The 15,347-nt window shown below is 70.7% G+C and carries 14 protein-coding genes; 6 read left to right on the plus strand and 8 right to left on the minus strand.

Annotated features, from left to right (window positions below; translation table 11 throughout):
* Positions 1-73 precede the first annotated feature (73 nt).
* Positions 74-2,134, plus strand: coding sequence for an ArnT family glycosyltransferase (locus AAEP80_RS18260; protein WP_420365433.1), 2,061 nt, complete (start codon positions 74-76; stop codon positions 2,132-2,134).
* A gap of 62 nt (positions 2,135-2,196) precedes the next feature.
* On the opposite strand, the gene AAEP80_RS18265 is transcribed toward AAEP80_RS18260, so the two are convergent.
* Positions 2,197-4,089, minus strand: a complete 1,893-nt coding sequence (locus tag AAEP80_RS18265) for an ABC transporter ATP-binding protein (RefSeq protein ID WP_420365434.1) — start codon at positions 4,087-4,089, stop codon at positions 2,197-2,199.
* A gap of 143 nt (positions 4,090-4,232) precedes the next feature.
* Here AAEP80_RS18265 and AAEP80_RS18270 point away from each other — a divergent pair, with 143 nt between their 5' ends.
* Positions 4,233-4,487 carry a hypothetical protein gene (locus tag AAEP80_RS18270; RefSeq protein WP_420365435.1) on the plus strand — a complete coding sequence of 85 codons (255 nt, stop codon included), beginning with the start codon at positions 4,233-4,235 and terminating at the stop codon, positions 4,485-4,487.
* A 71-nt stretch (positions 4,488-4,558) separates the two neighbouring features.
* Here AAEP80_RS18270 and AAEP80_RS18275 read toward each other — a convergent pair whose 3' ends face one another.
* Entirely contained in the window at positions 4,559-4,993 is a 435-nt protein-coding gene (locus tag AAEP80_RS18275; protein ID WP_420365436.1) for a hypothetical protein, read from the minus strand.
* 26 nt (positions 4,994-5,019) lie between these two features.
* Positions 5,020-5,961, minus strand: a complete 942-nt coding sequence (locus AAEP80_RS18280; RefSeq protein WP_420365437.1) for a LysR family transcriptional regulator — start codon at positions 5,959-5,961, stop codon at positions 5,020-5,022.
* A 119-nt stretch (positions 5,962-6,080) separates the two neighbouring features.
* Here AAEP80_RS18280 and AAEP80_RS18285 point away from each other — a divergent pair, with 119 nt between their 5' ends.
* Positions 6,081-7,061 (plus strand): putative oxygenase MesX, encoded by a 981-nt coding sequence (locus AAEP80_RS18285; protein ID WP_420365438.1) that lies wholly within the window; start codon positions 6,081-6,083, stop codon positions 7,059-7,061.
* Between the two features lie 21 nt (positions 7,062-7,082).
* Complete coding sequence (locus AAEP80_RS18290; RefSeq protein WP_420365439.1) at positions 7,083-8,132, plus strand: methionine synthase; 1,050 nt, start codon at positions 7,083-7,085, stop codon at positions 8,130-8,132.
* Positions 8,133-8,178: 46 nt separating this feature from the next.
* Here the strand turns inward: AAEP80_RS18290 and AAEP80_RS18295 are convergent, their stop codons facing one another.
* Entirely contained in the window at positions 8,179-9,000 is an 822-nt protein-coding gene (locus AAEP80_RS18295) for an N-acyl homoserine lactonase family protein (RefSeq protein WP_420365440.1), read from the minus strand.
* A 76-nt stretch (positions 9,001-9,076) separates the two neighbouring features.
* Between AAEP80_RS18295 and AAEP80_RS18300 the strand changes: the two genes are divergently transcribed.
* Positions 9,077-9,727, plus strand: coding sequence for a cyclase family protein (locus AAEP80_RS18300; RefSeq protein ID WP_420365441.1), 651 nt, complete (start codon positions 9,077-9,079; stop codon positions 9,725-9,727).
* Positions 9,724-10,419: an alpha/beta fold hydrolase gene (locus AAEP80_RS18305; RefSeq protein ID WP_413601055.1), complete on the plus strand. Its 696-nt coding sequence runs from the start codon at positions 9,724-9,726 to the stop codon at positions 10,417-10,419. The genes AAEP80_RS18300 and AAEP80_RS18305 overlap by 4 nt, the downstream gene beginning before the upstream one ends.
* Positions 10,420-10,442: 23 nt before the next feature.
* On the opposite strand, the gene AAEP80_RS18310 is transcribed toward AAEP80_RS18305, so the two are convergent.
* The 4 genes from AAEP80_RS18310 to AAEP80_RS18325 are packed head-to-tail and all read right to left on the minus strand — an operon-like array spanning position 10,443 to position 15,321.
* Positions 10,443-11,720 carry an amidohydrolase family protein gene (locus tag AAEP80_RS18310; protein WP_420365442.1) on the minus strand — a complete coding sequence of 426 codons (1,278 nt, stop codon included), beginning with the start codon at positions 11,718-11,720 and terminating at the stop codon, positions 10,443-10,445.
* Positions 11,721-11,742: 22 nt separating this feature from the next.
* Positions 11,743-12,561: an ABC transporter ATP-binding protein gene (locus AAEP80_RS18315; protein ID WP_420365443.1), complete on the minus strand. Its 819-nt coding sequence runs from the start codon at positions 12,559-12,561 to the stop codon at positions 11,743-11,745.
* A complete protein-coding gene (locus tag AAEP80_RS18320) occupies positions 12,558-14,285 on the minus strand; it encodes a dipeptide/oligopeptide/nickel ABC transporter permease/ATP-binding protein (protein ID WP_420365444.1) in 1,728 nt (575 codons plus the stop codon). Before AAEP80_RS18320 ends, AAEP80_RS18315 begins: the two co-directional genes overlap by 4 nt.
* Positions 14,278-15,321 carry an ABC transporter permease gene (locus AAEP80_RS18325; protein WP_420365445.1) on the minus strand — a complete coding sequence of 348 codons (1,044 nt, stop codon included), beginning with the start codon at positions 15,319-15,321 and terminating at the stop codon, positions 14,278-14,280. Before AAEP80_RS18325 ends, AAEP80_RS18320 begins: the two co-directional genes overlap by 8 nt.
* Positions 15,322-15,347 lie beyond the last annotated feature (26 nt).

A 15,347-nucleotide genomic window follows, 5' to 3' on the forward strand; every position in this document is an offset into this window, starting at 1 on the left:
GACTGCACACGACTTACCAAGACCGCAGCCGTGGCTCATGGGCGGCCGATGACGGTCGCTGACGATCGTCGTCATGACCACCCACGCACCCGACGTCACCGCGCCGCCCCCACCGTCGGCGAGGGCCGCAGCCAGCGCTGCCCGACCCACGGTCAGCGATCGACTGCGACGACTGGTCCGCGGCCGGGGTGATGCCGCCCGGTGGGAGCGTCCGGCGTTGCTCGGCCTGCTGCTGGCGACGGGTGTGCTCTACGTCGTGAACCTCGACGTGAACGGCTGGGCGAACGCCTTCTACTCCGCGGCGGTGCAGGCCGGAAGCCAGAGCTGGGAGGCGTTCTTCTACGGATCGTCCGACGCCGCGAACGCCATCACCGTGGACAAGCCGCCCGCCTTCCTCTGGGTGATCGGGATCTCGGTCCGACTGTTCGGGCTGAACTCGTGGGCGATCCTGCTTCCCCAGGCGCTGATGGGGGTCGCGTCGGTGGCCATCCTGTACCGGATCGTGCGTCGCCGGTTCTCGGCCGGTGCGGCACTCGTCGCCGGCGCGGTGCTCGCCACCACACCGGTCGCGACACTGATGTTCCGCTACGACAACCCGGACGCGCTGCTCGTCCTGCTCACGGTCGGAGCGATCGCCCTGACCCTGCGCGGCATCGAGTCCGGGCGGATGCGCTGGGTCGTGTGGGCCGGCGTGCTCGTCGGACTCGGCTTCCTGACGAAGCAGCTGCAGGCGTTCCTCGTGCTGCCACCCCTGGTCGGCGTCTACCTCGTCGCGTCGCCCCGTCCGGTGCTCCGCCGGCTCGGCCACCTGGCGGCCGCTGCCGCCGCGATCGTCGTGTCCGCCGGATGGTGGGTCGCGATCGTCGAGCTCGTCCCGGCGTCGGCCCGCCCGTACATCGGCGGGTCACAGACGAACAGCTTCCTGGAGCTGACCTTCGGCTACAACGGCCTCGGTCGGGTCACCGGCGACGAGACCGGCAGCGTCGTCCCCGGAGGGACCACCGGCGCGGGCTCCTGGGGCTCGACCGGCCTGACGCGGCTGTTCGGCTCGGAGTTCGGCACCCAGGTCACGTGGCTCCTACCGACCGCGCTGCTGTTGCTCGTCGTGTCGCTCGTCGCCGTCGGCGCCCGGCGCCGCAGCGACCCACGCCAGGCGACCGTGCTGGTGCTCGGCAGTTCGCTGCTCGTCACCGGAGCGGTCTTCAGCTTCATGGGCGGGATCTTCCACCCGTACTACACCGTCGCTCTCGCCCCCTACATCGCCGGCCTGGTGGGCATCGGTGCAGGACTCTTGTGGCAGCGCCGGGCGGTGCTCGCCTGGCGGATCGCGACGTCCGTGATCGTGGCCGTCTCCGGGGCCTGGTCCTTCGCGCTGCTGACCCAGGCGTCGTCGTGGCAGCCGTGGATCCGCTGGGTGGTGTTGGCCGCGACGGTGGTCGGGGCGGTGCTGGTTCTGGTGCCCCCGCGAGGCCGGCGTGTGGCGTCGGCCACGATCGCGGTGGTGCTCGTCGCGGCACTGCTCGGGCCGACGGCGTTCTCGGTACAGACCACCACGGTGGGGCATACCGGCGCACTTCCCTCCGCCGGCCCGAGCGTGACGTCGGCGGGTCCAGGCGGCGGCATTGGTAGGCCCGGGGGTGCCGGCGGCGGGCAACCCGGGCAGCAGCAGGCACCCGGTGGTCAGGCACCCGGTGGTCAGGCACCCGGCGGTCAGGCTCCCGGCCAGCTCCAGGGTGATGGCACCGCTGGGGGTGCCGGTGGTGGCACGAACCTGCTCGGTGGTTCGACGGAGGTGTCGGAGAAGGTCGTGGCGGCGCTCTCCGCCGACGCCGACGACTACACCTGGGCGGCAGCGACCGTCGGCTCGAACAGCGCCGCCACCTACCAGCTCGCGACGGGCGACCCGGTCATGGCGATCGGCGGCTACAACGGCACCGATCCGTCGCCGACGCTGTCGGAGTTCACGACCTTGGTCGCTGAAGGGAGAGTGCACTGGTTCATCGGCAGCTCCACGAACACGAGCGGCAGTAGCGGGAGCGATGCCGCCACGAAGATCGCGGCGTGGGTCGCCGCGAACTTCGACGCGCAGACCGTCGGTGGCGTCACGATGTACGACCTGACCAGCGGTGCTTGACCCGGCAACGGCCGGACAGGAGGCACGGTGGCAGCCCGCACCGCGCCTCCTGTCCGGGGTCGTCAGCGCAGGTTCTCCTCGACAGCCAGGTTCTTCTGCACCGCGAACTGCGTGCGGTGCAGTTCCTCGTACCGGCCGCCGGCAGCCAACAGTTCCTCGTGCGTGCCGCGCTCCACGATCGACCCGTCCTCGACCACGAGGATCAAGTCAGCGCTGCGGATGGTCGACAGACGGTGTGCGATGACCATCGCGGTCCGTCCCTCCAGCGCCTCGCTCAGTGCTGCCTGCACCGCGGCCTCGGACGTCGAGTCGAGCGCCGCCGTCGCCTCGTCGAGGATGACGACACGCGGCTGCGCGAGCAGCAGCCGCGCGATGGTCATCCGCTGGCGTTCACCACCGGACAGCCGGTAGCCGCGCTCCCCCACCATCGTGTCCAGCTGATCGGGCAGGGACCGGATGAGCGGCTCGAGCCGAGCACGGCGGACGGCGTCCCAGACCTCGTCGTCGGATGCCTCCGGGCGGGCGAGGCGCAGGTTGGAGCGGATGGTCTCGTGGAACAGGTGGCCGTCCTGCGTCACCATGCCGAGGGAGTGCCGCATCGACGCGAAGGTGACGTCGCGGACGTCCTTCCCGGCCAGCCGTACCGCGCCGCTGTCGACGTCGTACAGCCGCGACAGGAGCTGCGCGATCGTGGACTTGCCGGCGCCGGAGGTCCCGACGAGCGCGACGGTCTGCCCTGGCTCGATGCGGAAGGAGACACCGTGCAGGACCTCTTCGCCACCGCGGGTGTCGAGCGTCGACACCTCTTCGAGTGAGGCGAGCGACACCTTGTCCGCCGACGGGTACGCGAAGCGGACGTCGTCGAACTCCACCGACACCGGGCCGTCCGGGACGGTGCCCGCGTCGGGCTTCTCCTGGATGAGCGGTTCGAGGTCCAGCACTTCGAAGACCCGCTCGAAGCTGACCACAGCGCTCATGATCTCCACCCGCGCGTTCGCCAGGCTGGTCAGCGGGGCGTAGAGCCGGGTGAGCAGCAGGGCGAGCGTCACCACGTCACCGGTGTTCAGCTGCCCACCGAGTGCAAGGGAACCGCCGACCCCGTAGACGAGCGCGAGCGCGAGCGCGGAGACGAGCGTGAGCGCGGTGACGAAGACGAACTGCAGCAGGGCGCTCCGGACACCGATGTCGCGGACGCGGGCGGCGCGCACCCGGAACTCCTCGGCCTCTTCGTCGGGGCGACCGAACAGCTTGACGAGCGTGGCGCCTGGCGCCGAGAACCGCTCGGTCATCTGCGTGCTCATCGCTGCGTTGTGATCAGCGGCCTCGCGGCGGAGCGCAGCGAGCCGGCTGCCCATCCGGCGTGCTGGGATGAGGAAGATCGGGAGCATGACCACCGCGAGCACGGTCACGAGCCACGACGTGCTGAGCATGACGGCGAGGGTGAGGATCAGCGCCACGATGTTCGTGACCACGCCGGACAGCGTGCCGCTGAAGGCCTGCTGCGCGCCGATCACGTCGTTGTTGAGACGGCTGACGAGCGCACCCGTCCGTGTCCGGGTGAAGAAGGCGATCGGCATCTTCTGCACGTGGTTGAAGACGGCGGTGCGGAGGTCGAGGATCACACCCTCGCCGATCCGTGCCGAGTACCAGCGGGTCACGAGCGACGCGGCGGCGTCGGCGACGGCGACCAGGGCGATGACGACGGCGAGCCAGATGATCGTGCCGACCGCCCCTTTGGCAGCGATGACGTCGACGACCTGGCCTGCGAGCACCGGCGTCGCGACTGCCAGGAACGCCCCGACGACGGACAGCAGGATGAAGACCACCAACTTGGCCCGGTACGGCACGGCGAACGTCATGATCCGCGGGACGGACTCACGGGAGATGCCGTGCTTGCCGTCCCTGGCGGTCGAGATCTTGTACAGCGAGCTCCAGGCCGCGCCTTCCATGCTCATGGCTGTTCCTTCCGTGGGCTCCGGACCGAGGGGAGTCGGCTCGGCGCCCGAGTGGCAAGGATACGGGCGGCCAGCGACAATCCTGCGACCGGGCCCCGCAGCGGACGGGGCCCGGCGTTCCGCGCGCTCGATAGCATTCCGTCGTGGCACAAGTCGTCGTCTTCGCCCTCCGCGCGTCCCTCGACGCACACCGTGCCGCTCTCTCGGACGCGATCCACGGCGCGATCATGAAGGCGCTCGACTACCCGCCAGAGAAGCGGTTCCAGCGGTTCATCGGCCTTGACCCCGCCGACTTCGTCCATCCGGAAGACCGGGGCGGCTCTGGACCGTCTCGGACGAGCTCCTCAGCAGCTGAAGCGACCCAACGAGCAGCGTCCCGATGGCGGGTCGGTAACTGAGCGAAGAAGAACCGGCGACGCGGTCGTGGTGTCCGCGTTGAGGCGAGACAGACACTCGAGTCCACGCCGCGTCAAGACCGCCGTCGGTTCAAGGCGCCGCGCCGGGGCCGTCGTCGTCGGACGGCAAGGATCATCGCGAGCAGCGCACCACCGCTGACGGCGAGCAGGACCCCGCCGACCACGGCACCGGCGGCCGCGTTCCCCCGTTGGTCGTCACTGAAGGACAGCCCGGCAGCCCCGAGGAGCAGCCCGATTCCCACGAACAGGGCGACGGAGCATCCGGCCGCGACCCAGTGCCCGCGGGTCGCCCGACCGGCCGTTTGCCCGCGGCCCCTCCACGCGGCGCCGACGCTCGATCCGTAGCCGGCGAGCACTGCCATGGCGACGGGGAACACCTCGCTGAGGGCGATGAGTGCCGCCATGCTCGCGACGAAGCCCACGAGCCACGGGACCCACCAACGGGCCCCGTCCGCGCGTTCCGTGCGGTCGTCCGGAGCTGGTTCCATGCTCGGAACCTACATCGCGGTAGCGCTCACCCGAGCGGCTCCACCCCGTAATCGGTCACCACCGCCCGCAACTCGTCCAGGTACGTCTGCGCCTGCACCGTGAGCGGAACCGACGCGTGCGCGATCCAGCCGATCTCGATGCGTTCGTCGACGTCGAGCGGGATGGCGACGATCTCGGGGTCGAGGTCGTCACTGATGAGCCCGGTCGAGATCGTGTACCCGCCGAGGCCGATCATCAGGTTGAAGATCGTCGCCCGGTCGGACACCCGGATCTCCCGCTTGCTGGACATCGTCGACAGGATCTCCTCCGCCAGGTAGAAGGAGTTGTTCGCACCCTGGTCGAACGTCAGCCGAGGGAGGTCGGCGAGGTCGGCGAGCGTCGCACGCGCCTGGGACGCGATCGGGTTCCGCCGGGACACGAAGATGTGCGGCTCCGCGACGAACAGCGGCGTGAACACGACTCCGGCGTCCCGGAGCAGCTTCCCGAGGACCTGCCGGTTGAAGTCGTTGCGGTAGAGGATGCCCACCTCGCTCCGCAGCGTGCGGACGTCCTCGATGATGTCCCACGTGCGCGTCTCCCGGAGCGAGAACTCGTACTCGTCCGCGGCGGCACCCTCCACCATCCGGACGAACGCCTCCACCGCGAACGAGTAGTGCTGGGCGGAGACCCCGAGCAGCCGACGCGACGGCTGCCCGCCGACGTAGCGCTGCTCGAGCAGGGAGACCTGCTCGACCACCTGGCGGGCGTACCCCAGGAACTCGACGCCGTCGACGGTGAGGACGACACCACGCGCCGAACGCACGAAGAGCGCCCGGCCGATCCGAGCCTCCAGGTCCTTCATGGCGGCCGACAGGGTCGGCTGCGCGACGTAGAGCAGGTCGGCCGCCGCGCTGATCGAGCCCTCCGTCGCGACCTCGATGAAGTAGCGGAGCTGCTGCAGGGTGATGTCGTTCGAGACACGAGCCATAGGCGGAGGCTATACCAGCGCATAGCGTTTGGGGATTACCCGATGGCCTCCTAATCGCGACATCATCGAGGTACCCCTTCCCCAGCGCCTCCGGGCGCTCGACGTACGGACTGCCGACCATGGCGAACGACCTCACCTTCAGCATCACCAGGACCCGCTTCGACGAGGACTACTCCCCCGCCGACAGTTCGCGCCTGACCACGAACTTCGCCAACCTCGCGCGCGGGGAGCAGCGCCAGCAGAACCTCCGCCGCGCGATCGCCATGATCGATCGCCGCTGCAACGACCTCGCTGCGGGCGACCCCTCGAGCGACCGGTACCGGGTCGAGCTCGACATCGTCTCGGTCGCCGCACACTTCGTCGACGGGGGTTCGGACGAGCAGTTCCCCCTGCTCGAGATGCTCGACGTCACGATCGTGGACCAGCACACCGGCGAGCGCCACCAGGGGATCCTCGGCAACAACTTCTCCTCGTACCTCCGCGACTACGACTTCTCCGTGCTGCTGCCCACCCTCGACAAGAGCGCCGGCATCCCCGAGCACTTCGGGTACCTGCACGGCCAGCTCTTCCAGCGCTTCCTGGAGTCTCCTGCGTTCCAGGACCACTTCGACGCCGAGCCCGTCGTCTGCATCAGCGTCTCGACGAGCCAGACCTACCAGCAGTCGGGCACCGTGCACCCGGTCCTCGGTGCCGAGTACCTGCACGAGCACTCGTCGCTCACCGACGACTACTTCGGCCGCATGGGGATGCAGGTGCGCTACTTCATGCCCGCCGGCGGGAAGGCTCCGCTCGCGTTCTACACGCGTGGTGACCTGCTGGGCGACTACACGGACCTGCAGCTCATCGGCACGATCAGCACCATGGAGACGTTCCAGAAGATCTACCGGCCGGAGATCTACAACGCGAACACGCCCGCGCCGAGCACCTACCGTCCGACCCTCGAGCACACGGACTTCTCCTCGACCGGAGTCGCCTACGACCGCGAGGAACGCAGCCGCCTCGGCGTCACGCAGGGCCGCTACACCGAGGAGCACCTCGTGAAGCCGCACCGAACACTCCTCGAGCGGTGGGCAACGAACCCCGCCGCCCTGACCCACTGAACCGTGAGGAACTCCACGAGCATGAGCACCCTTCTGCCCACCGCCATCGTCGGCAGCCTGCCGAAGCCGTCCTGGCTCGCCGAGCCCGAGAAGCTCTGGTCCCCCTGGCAGCTCGAAGGGGCAGCGCTGACCGAGGGCAAGCAGGACGCACTCCGGGCCGCCGTCCACGAGCAGGAGCGCGCCGGCATCGACATCGTCAGCGACGGCGAGCAGACCCGCCAGCACTTCGTCACGACGTTCATCGAGCACCTCGACGGCGTCGACCTCGACCGCAAGGAGACCGTCCGCATCCGCGACCGGTACGACGCCGCCGTCCCGACCGTCGTCGGTGCCGTCAGCCGCCGGAAGCCGGTCTTCGTCGAGGACGCGAAGTTCCTGCGCGCCCAGACCGACCGCCCGATCAAGTGGGCCCTCCCCGGCCCGATGACCATGATCGACACGCTCTCCGACCAGCACTACAAGAGCCGCGAGAAGCTGGCGTGGGAGTTCGCCACGATCCTCAACCAGGAGGCCCGGGAGCTCGAAGCGGCCGGCGTCGACATCATCCAGTTCGACGAGCCCGCGTTCACCGTCTTCCACGACGCGGTGCAGGACTGGGGTGTCGCCGCGCTCGAGCGCGCAGCCGAGGGCCTCCGTGCCGAGACCGCCGTGCACATCTGTTACGGGTACGGCATCGAGGCGAACAACAAGTGGAAGGAGACGCTCGGCGCGGAGTGGCGCCAGTACGAGCAGTCCTTCCCGCTGCTGCAACAGTCCTCGATCGACATCGTGTCGCTCGAGTGCATCCACTCCCACGTCCCGCTCGACCTCGTCGAGCTCATCCGCGGGAAGAAGGTCATGCTCGGCGCGATCGACGTCGCGACCGAGACCGTCGAGACGCCGGAGGAGGTCGCGGAGGTACTCCGTCGCGCACTCGACTTCGTCGACGCCGACAAGCTCATCCCGAGCTCCAACTGCGGGATGGCGCCGCTCGCGCGAGGGGCAGCGCTGGACAAGCTGGGCGCGCTCTCTGCTGGAGCGGACATCGTCCGGGCCGAGCTCGCGACCGTCGCCGCACCTGTGGCGCACTGACCACTGCGAACTGCACGACGGCTCGCCTCCGAACGGAGGCGAGCCGTCAATCGTCCAGAGGTCGCATCCACGGCCCCCACGCGGGGTCGTGTCCCGGCCACACCTCGACGCCCGGCAGTCCGGCCAGGTCGGCCAGCCGGTCGACGGACCGCTGGGCGTCGGGCTCGTCGCCCCTGATCCCGACCCATCCACACGGCGTCCGCTCGGTGAGGTTCCGTTCGAGGTCGGCGGCGTCGCACGCGAGCACCACCGCGCGGCCCGGCATGTCGACCCGCACCGACTGATGACCGGGCGTGTGCCCACGGGTGTCGAGCACGCCGAGCCCGGGCGCGAGGTCGGTGTCCCCGTCGACCAGCAGCACCTCGACGTCGGCGCCGAGGACGTCGTCGGCCACGACGGTCTCCCGGCGTCCGATCCCGCTCCGGAGCCACTCCCACTCGCGACGCTGCAGCACGACGGGCGTGCCTGGCGGCACGAGGCGGAGGCCACCGGTGTGGTCGAGGTGCACGTGGGAGAGCACGCACGCCGCCAGCGCCCGCCACGCCAGGCCCGCGATGGCGATCCCCTCCGCGAGGGCATCACCCGGCGGCACGACGGCCGTGTAGTTCGCATGGTCGTAGTGGGCCGCCCGCTGATCCGGGTCCCGGACGCGGTCGAGGTCGAAGCCGCCGTCGACGAGCACCCAACCCTCGTCGAACACGACCGCGGCGGCGGTCACCGGTTCGAGGAGGAACCGGGCCGGGTCTCCGCCGCGGAGCGAGACCGACTCCGGGATGGGCTCCCATCCGAGTACGAGCGGAACGAGCCGACGCGGTCGCCCCGCGAGCGCGAGCTCATCCACACCCAGGTCGCGGACCGTTCGGACCATGCTTGCTCCTCGACTCAGATTGGATACAATCTATACAGAACCGAATCCATTGTGCCGCAGTTCCCGGAGGGACCTCATGACCGACGCGATCGACATCAACATCCCGATCCACACCGAGATGCTGCACTGGGGTCGCCGTCCGACCTACGAGATGGTGGAGCAGATCGCCGACGGGTTCCCGTCGGACGTCTCGCGGTGGCTGATCGGTGCCCACACCGGCACCCACGTCGACGCCCCGTCGCACTTCGTCCCCGGGGCGACGACGGTCGACGAGATCGCGTTGGACAGCGTCGTCGGACCGGCCCGGGTCCTGGACCTCCGCCACGTCGCCGAGGAGATCACGGGCGAGGACCTGGCCGACGCCGGAGCGGTCGGGGCCGAACGTGTGCTCTTCCGCACCCGCAACTCGACCGACGCGCTGACGCGGAACGTGCGCTCCGACACGTGGGTCGGCCTCGGGCCGAGCGGCGCCGCGTGGCTCGTCGAGCACGGGGTGCGGTTCGCCGGCATCGACTACATGACGATGGAGGCCCCGGCCCGCACCGAGGCCTGGCCGACACACGTCGCGCTCTGCGGGGCGGGCATCGTGATCCTCGAGAACGCGGACCTGTCCGATGTCGAGCCGGGCGACTACCTCATGGTCTGCCAGCCGGTGCCGTTCGCCGGACGCGAGGCCGCGCCGGCCCCGACCGTCCTGCTCCCCCTCGTCGCGGCGGTCGGCGCGTGAGCACCTCGAGGGTGCACGTCGTCCTGGTCCACGGTGCCGGTGGGTCACCGTCGGCGTGGTCCTCCGTCACGCCGCTCCTGCGTGCTCGCGGCATCGCCTACACGCTCGCCGACAACGCCCTGACGTCACTGCGGGACGACGAGGCATCGGTGCGCGCACTCGTCGACGCGGTCGACGGTCCGGTCCTGCTCGTCGGGCACTCGTACGGCGGCGCCGTGATCACGAACGCCGGTACGCACGAGCGCGTGGTCGGTCTGGTCTACGTCGCGGCGTTCGCACCGGACGCCGGCGAGTCCGTCTCCGCGATCGTCGAACGCAGCGAACCCGCCCTCGTCTCGCGGTACACGGACCGCGGCCCGGACGGCGAGTGGGTCACCCGCGACGACGAGGAGTCCCGGGCGGCGCTCGCGTGGGACGTCCCCGACGACGTCCTGCGCGCAGCACGCTACGAGCGTCGCGTGACCGCGGACGCCGCGTTCCAGCAGCCGACGGGCGAGCCCGCGTGGGCGACGCGGCCGAGCTGGTACCTGGTCGCGTCGAGTGACCGCCACCTGCTGCCGGCGATCCAGCGCGAGTTCGTCGCGCGCATGGGCGCGGACGCCGAGGAGGTCGACACCAGCCACGCGGTGGCCCACGCGGCGCCCGAGCGGGTCGTCGCAGTCATCGAACGCGCGATCGCCGCGGTCGCCTGAGCACGATCCGGCGGTGGCCACGGTCAGGAGGCCGTGGTCACCAGACCGTCGAGGTCCTTGACCACGCGTCCGGACTGCAGGACCGCGCGCACGCTGGCAGCGTCGGCGAGCGCGCGGACGTCGATGAGCGGGTCGACGCGGGAGACGACCAGATCGCCCACCTTGCCGGGCTCGACGGAGCCGAGCCGGTCCTCCAGTCCGAGGAGCCGCGCCCCTTGCAGGGTGCCGGCCGTGACGGCGGCGAGCGGCGTCAGACCGACCTGCACCAGCCGTGCGAGCTCCGCCAGGTTGCGGCCGTGCGGGTGGACGCCGGCGTCGGTGCCGAGTGCGACGGGGACCCCGGCGGCGACGGCGCGGCGGACGCTGTCGAGCCCGCGCTCGTGCAGGGCGGCGCGCTGGCGCAGGCGCGCCTCGGAGGCGGTGGCCGGGTCGAGCTCGCGGAGCAGCGTGCTGAGGGTGGGGACCAGCGCGGTCCCGCGCTCGACCATGAGCGCGATGGTCTCGTCGCTGAGGTCGTACCCGTGCTCGATGCTCGACGCGCCACCGAGCACGGCGGCTCGTGCGGCGGCGTCGGTCAGGGCGTGCGCGGTGACGGGCCGCCCACCGCGTTCGCCCACGAGGCGGACGACCAGGCGGACCTGTTCCTCGGTGATCCCGACGTCGTCCGGGTCGTCCGTCGGCGACCCGACCCCGCCGGACGTCGAGACCTTGATCGCGTCGGCGCCCGTGCGGAGCAGGGTGCGAACGGTGCGGACGACGTCCTCGTCGGTGTCGACGACGCCGGGTTCGGGCATCCCGGACCGCACCGCCCATGCCGGCAGCGAGCCGTTCGGCCGGACGGGGTCGGCGTGCCCGCCGGTGGGCGAGAGCATCGCGATGGCGAGGTGGAGTCGCGGGCCGAGCACCGTGCCGCGGGCGACGGCGTTCCGGTACCCGGGGGTGAGGCCGTCGAGGTCCCGTGCGGTGGTGACGCCGGCGTGCAGCGTGGAACGCAGCATCACGGCGACCTCGAGCACGTCCTCCTCGGGGAACCGCGCACGCTGCTCCTCCGGGGCGGTCGGCACCATGCTGAGGTGCACGTGCGCATCGATGAAGCCGGGGAGCAGCCAGGTGCCGGTGAGGTCCGCGACCGGGACGCCCGGGACCGGAGCGCGTCGCGGACCGGCGTAGGTGATGACGCCGTCCCGAAGCTCGACCTCGGTGTCGGCGCGCGGCGGCGCACCGGTGCCGTCGACGAGGGTCGCGCCGACCAGTCGGAGCGCACCGAGGGCGTGCGGGGTCGTCGGGAGTCGTGCCGCCACTGTCGCGACCTTCCGTGATCGGTCAGCCGGTCAGGCTGAAGCGGGCGGAGCCGGGGTCGGCGTCGAGCAGCCGGCGCGTGTACCAGTGCTGCGGGTCGGCGTAGATCTGCTCCACGGGCCCGGACTCGACGACCTCGCCCTGGTACAGCACCACGACCTCGTCACTCACGCGCTGCACGACGGCGAGGTTGTGCGAGATGAACACCATCGTCAACCCGAGGGACTCCTTGATGTCGGCGAGCAGGTCGAGGATCTGCGCCTGCACCGAGACGTCGAGTGCTGAGGTGATCTCGTCGGCGATCACGAGGTGCGGATCGATGATCAGCCCGCGGGCGATCGCGATGCGCTGCCGTTGGCCGCCGGAGAACTCGTGGGGGTAGCGGTGCATCATGTCCGGCGAGAGCCCGACGCGCTCGAGCCAGCCGCCGATGCGCTCCTCGTGGGTCGCCACGCGCGGACGGATCGGGTCGATCGCCTCGGCCAGGGTCTGCGCCACGGTGCGCCGCGGGGAGAGCGACGAGTAGGGGTCCTGCGGGACCATCTGGATGCGGCGCCTGGCGGCGTGCAGGGCGGATCGGTGCGCCGAGCCGAGGTCGACGCCGTCGACCGTCACACTCCCGGCGGCGGGCTTCACCGTGCCCACGAGGACCTTGGCGAGCGTGGACTTGCCGGAGCCGGACTCGCCGACGATGCCGACGGTGCGGCCGCGGTCGAGGCGCAGGTCGACGCCGTGCAGGACGGTCGTCGACCCGAACGCGACGTCGAGGCCGCGGACGTCGATCATCAGGTCGGCATCGGTCGCGGCCGGTCGGCGGGTCGTCGTGGTGGTGGTGTCGGTCACGCGTGCGCCTCCGTCTGCTCCGAGGGGACCGTCACGACCGGCGTGGCCGCGAGCAGCTGCTTCGTGTAGGGGTGGTCGACCGTCTCCGGCGACAGGCCGGCGACGTCGTCGATGCGCTCGACGATGCTGCCGTTCCGCATCACGAGGACCCGGTCGCACAGCGCGCGGACGACCCCGAGGTCGTGCGAGATGAAGAGCACGGCGGTCCCGGACTCCTCGTTCATGCGCTTCAGCACGGTGAGGACCTCGCGCTGGACGGTCACGTCGAGCGCGGTGGTCGGCTCGTCGGCGATGAGCAGGTCCGGCTTCGTGCTCATCGCCGAGGCGATCATCGCGCGCTGCTTCATCCCGCCGGAGAGCTGGTGGGGGTACTGCCGGAGTCGCCCGTCGGGGTCGGTGAGCTTGACGGCTCGGAACCCCTGGGACAGCAGGCGCATGGCATCGCGCCGGCTGTGGCGCAACCGCATCCGCAGCACGTCGGAGAGCTGGATGCCGAGCACCATCGCCGGGTTCAGGGCGGTGCCCGGGTCCTGGTAGACCAGGCCGATCCGCGAGGCGAGCACGCGGTCGGGCACGCGGCCGAGCAGGTCGACCCCGCCCAGTTCGAGCCGGCGCGCCGACGCCTCGAGCCCCTCGCTGAGGAGCTTGGCGACGACGGACGCGGTGAGCGACTTGCCGGAACCGGACTCGCCGACGATCCCGAGCACCTCGCCGCGTCGGATCGTGAACGACACGTCGTCCACGAGCGGACGACCGCTCGCGCCGTGCAGCACGGTGATGCCGTCGGCGACGAGCACGGCGTCGTCCTCCACCGCGAGTGTGGACGCCTCAGGAGCACGCGTGGTCCGGGCACGCGTCGTGTTCGAACGCGGGTTCGCCGCTGCGGCGAGGCCGTCCCCGACGAGCAGGGCGGCGAGTGACGCGAAGGTCAGGGCGACCGCCGGGCCGACGATGACGACCGGGTTCACCGCGATGCGATCGAGACCGTCGTTGAGCAGGGTGCCCCAGTCGAACGCGGGGGTCTGTGCACCGAGGCCGATGAAGGACAGCCCGGAGATCTCCACGAGCGATCCGGAGAACGCGCCGGCGATCAGGATCAGGGTGGGCTCAGCCATGTTCGGGAGCACGTGGCGGGCCGCCACCCGGTGCGCAGGCACGCCCATCAGACGAGCGGTCGTGACGTACTCGCTGACGGAGATCTTCGCCGCGAGGTTCGCCGTGAGCCGGGCGAACCCGGCGATGTTGGCGACGGCGATCGCGACCACCACCTGCACCATCCCCTGACCGAGGATCGCGGCGACGATGATGGCGACCAGCATCGTCGGGTAGCTGACGGCGAACTCGATCGCGCGGAGCCCGAACTCGCGGAGCCGCGTCGGCGCGAGCCAGACGCCGATGCCGAGCGCGATGCCGACGATCGCGGAGAGCGCCGTGGCTGCGAGCGCCATGACGACCGTCGCGCGAGTGGCCACGAGGGTGCGGGCGAGCATGTCGCGACCGAGGGTGTCGGTGCCGAGGGGGTGCTCCGCGGTCGAGCCGAGGCCGGCCGTGCCGCCGATGCCCCTCGCCTGGGACCCGAACACGAAGGGTGCGACGACCGCGATGAGCAGGATCAGTCCGAACATGACGAGACCGACGACGAGACCGGCGTTCCAGTTGAACGCCCTGGGTCGTGCCGGCTGGTCGACGGTCGCGGCACGGACGGTGGTGATGGTGTCAGCCACGCTTCCCTCCGAGGGTGCGCGGGTCGATGAGACCCAGGATGATGTCGATCACGAGTGTGATCACGAGGGAGATCAGACCGATCACGAAGACCGCCGCACGGATCACCGGGTAGTCCTTGTCGACGGCGATCGCCTGGACGATCACGCCGCCGAGGCCGGGCCAGGCGAACACCGCCTCGGTGATGAGTGCGGAGCCGAGCAGCGCGGTCAGGATGATGCCGGAGAGCGTCAGCGCGGTGGTGAGCAGGTTCGGCAGCATGTGCTTCGCGTAGATCGACAGTGCGGGCAGTCGCCAGCCGCGCGCGGTCCGCATGTAGTCCTGCTCGAGGATGACCGCGGTCTCGCGCCGCACGATGCGCGCGACGGAACAGGTGCCGCCGATGGTCAGCGAGGCGATCGGCAGGACGGCGGCCGCCCCGAAGTCGTAGGCCGGTGAGTACGCCGGCGGCAGGACGTGGAGCAGGACCGCGAACACGACCACGAACCCGGTGGCGAGGACGTAGACCGGGATCGAGGAGATGAGCCCCGTCACGGCCGTGAACGACACGTCGAGCCAGCGGTGGCGGTCACCGCGGGTCAGCACCCCGACCGTCATCCCGAGCGCCAGTCCGAGCACCAGGAGGAGCAGGACGGCCGAGATCGTGATGGTGAGCGTGTAGGGCACCGCCGTCATCACGACGTCCATCGCCGGGATCCGGTACTTGTACGAGTCGCCGAAGTCGCCATGCACCACACCGGCGACGTAGTGCCAGAGCTGGACCGGGATCGGCTGGTCGAGGCCGAGCTGGTGCCGGACGAGCTCGACCTGCGCGAGCGTCGCGGTGTCACCGGCGATGGCCGTGGCCGGGTCGCCGGGGATGAGCTGCACGATCAGGAAGGTCACGAGGACGAGCAGCGCGAGGTTGACGACGAGGCCGACGGCGCGACGGAGCAGGAACCGCCGCCAGGCGCTCCCGAGGCCGGCCGCTCGGGGAGCCGCTGCAACGGGGTCGCCCGGACCGGGCACGGGGGGATGGTCGACGGTGGTGGTGCTCATCGTGGGTCCTCCAGGTGCTCCGGTCC

It is taken from the genome of Curtobacterium sp. L3-7 (genome assembly GCF_048756585.1).
GTDB lineage: Bacteria > Actinomycetota > Actinomycetes > Actinomycetales > Microbacteriaceae > Curtobacterium.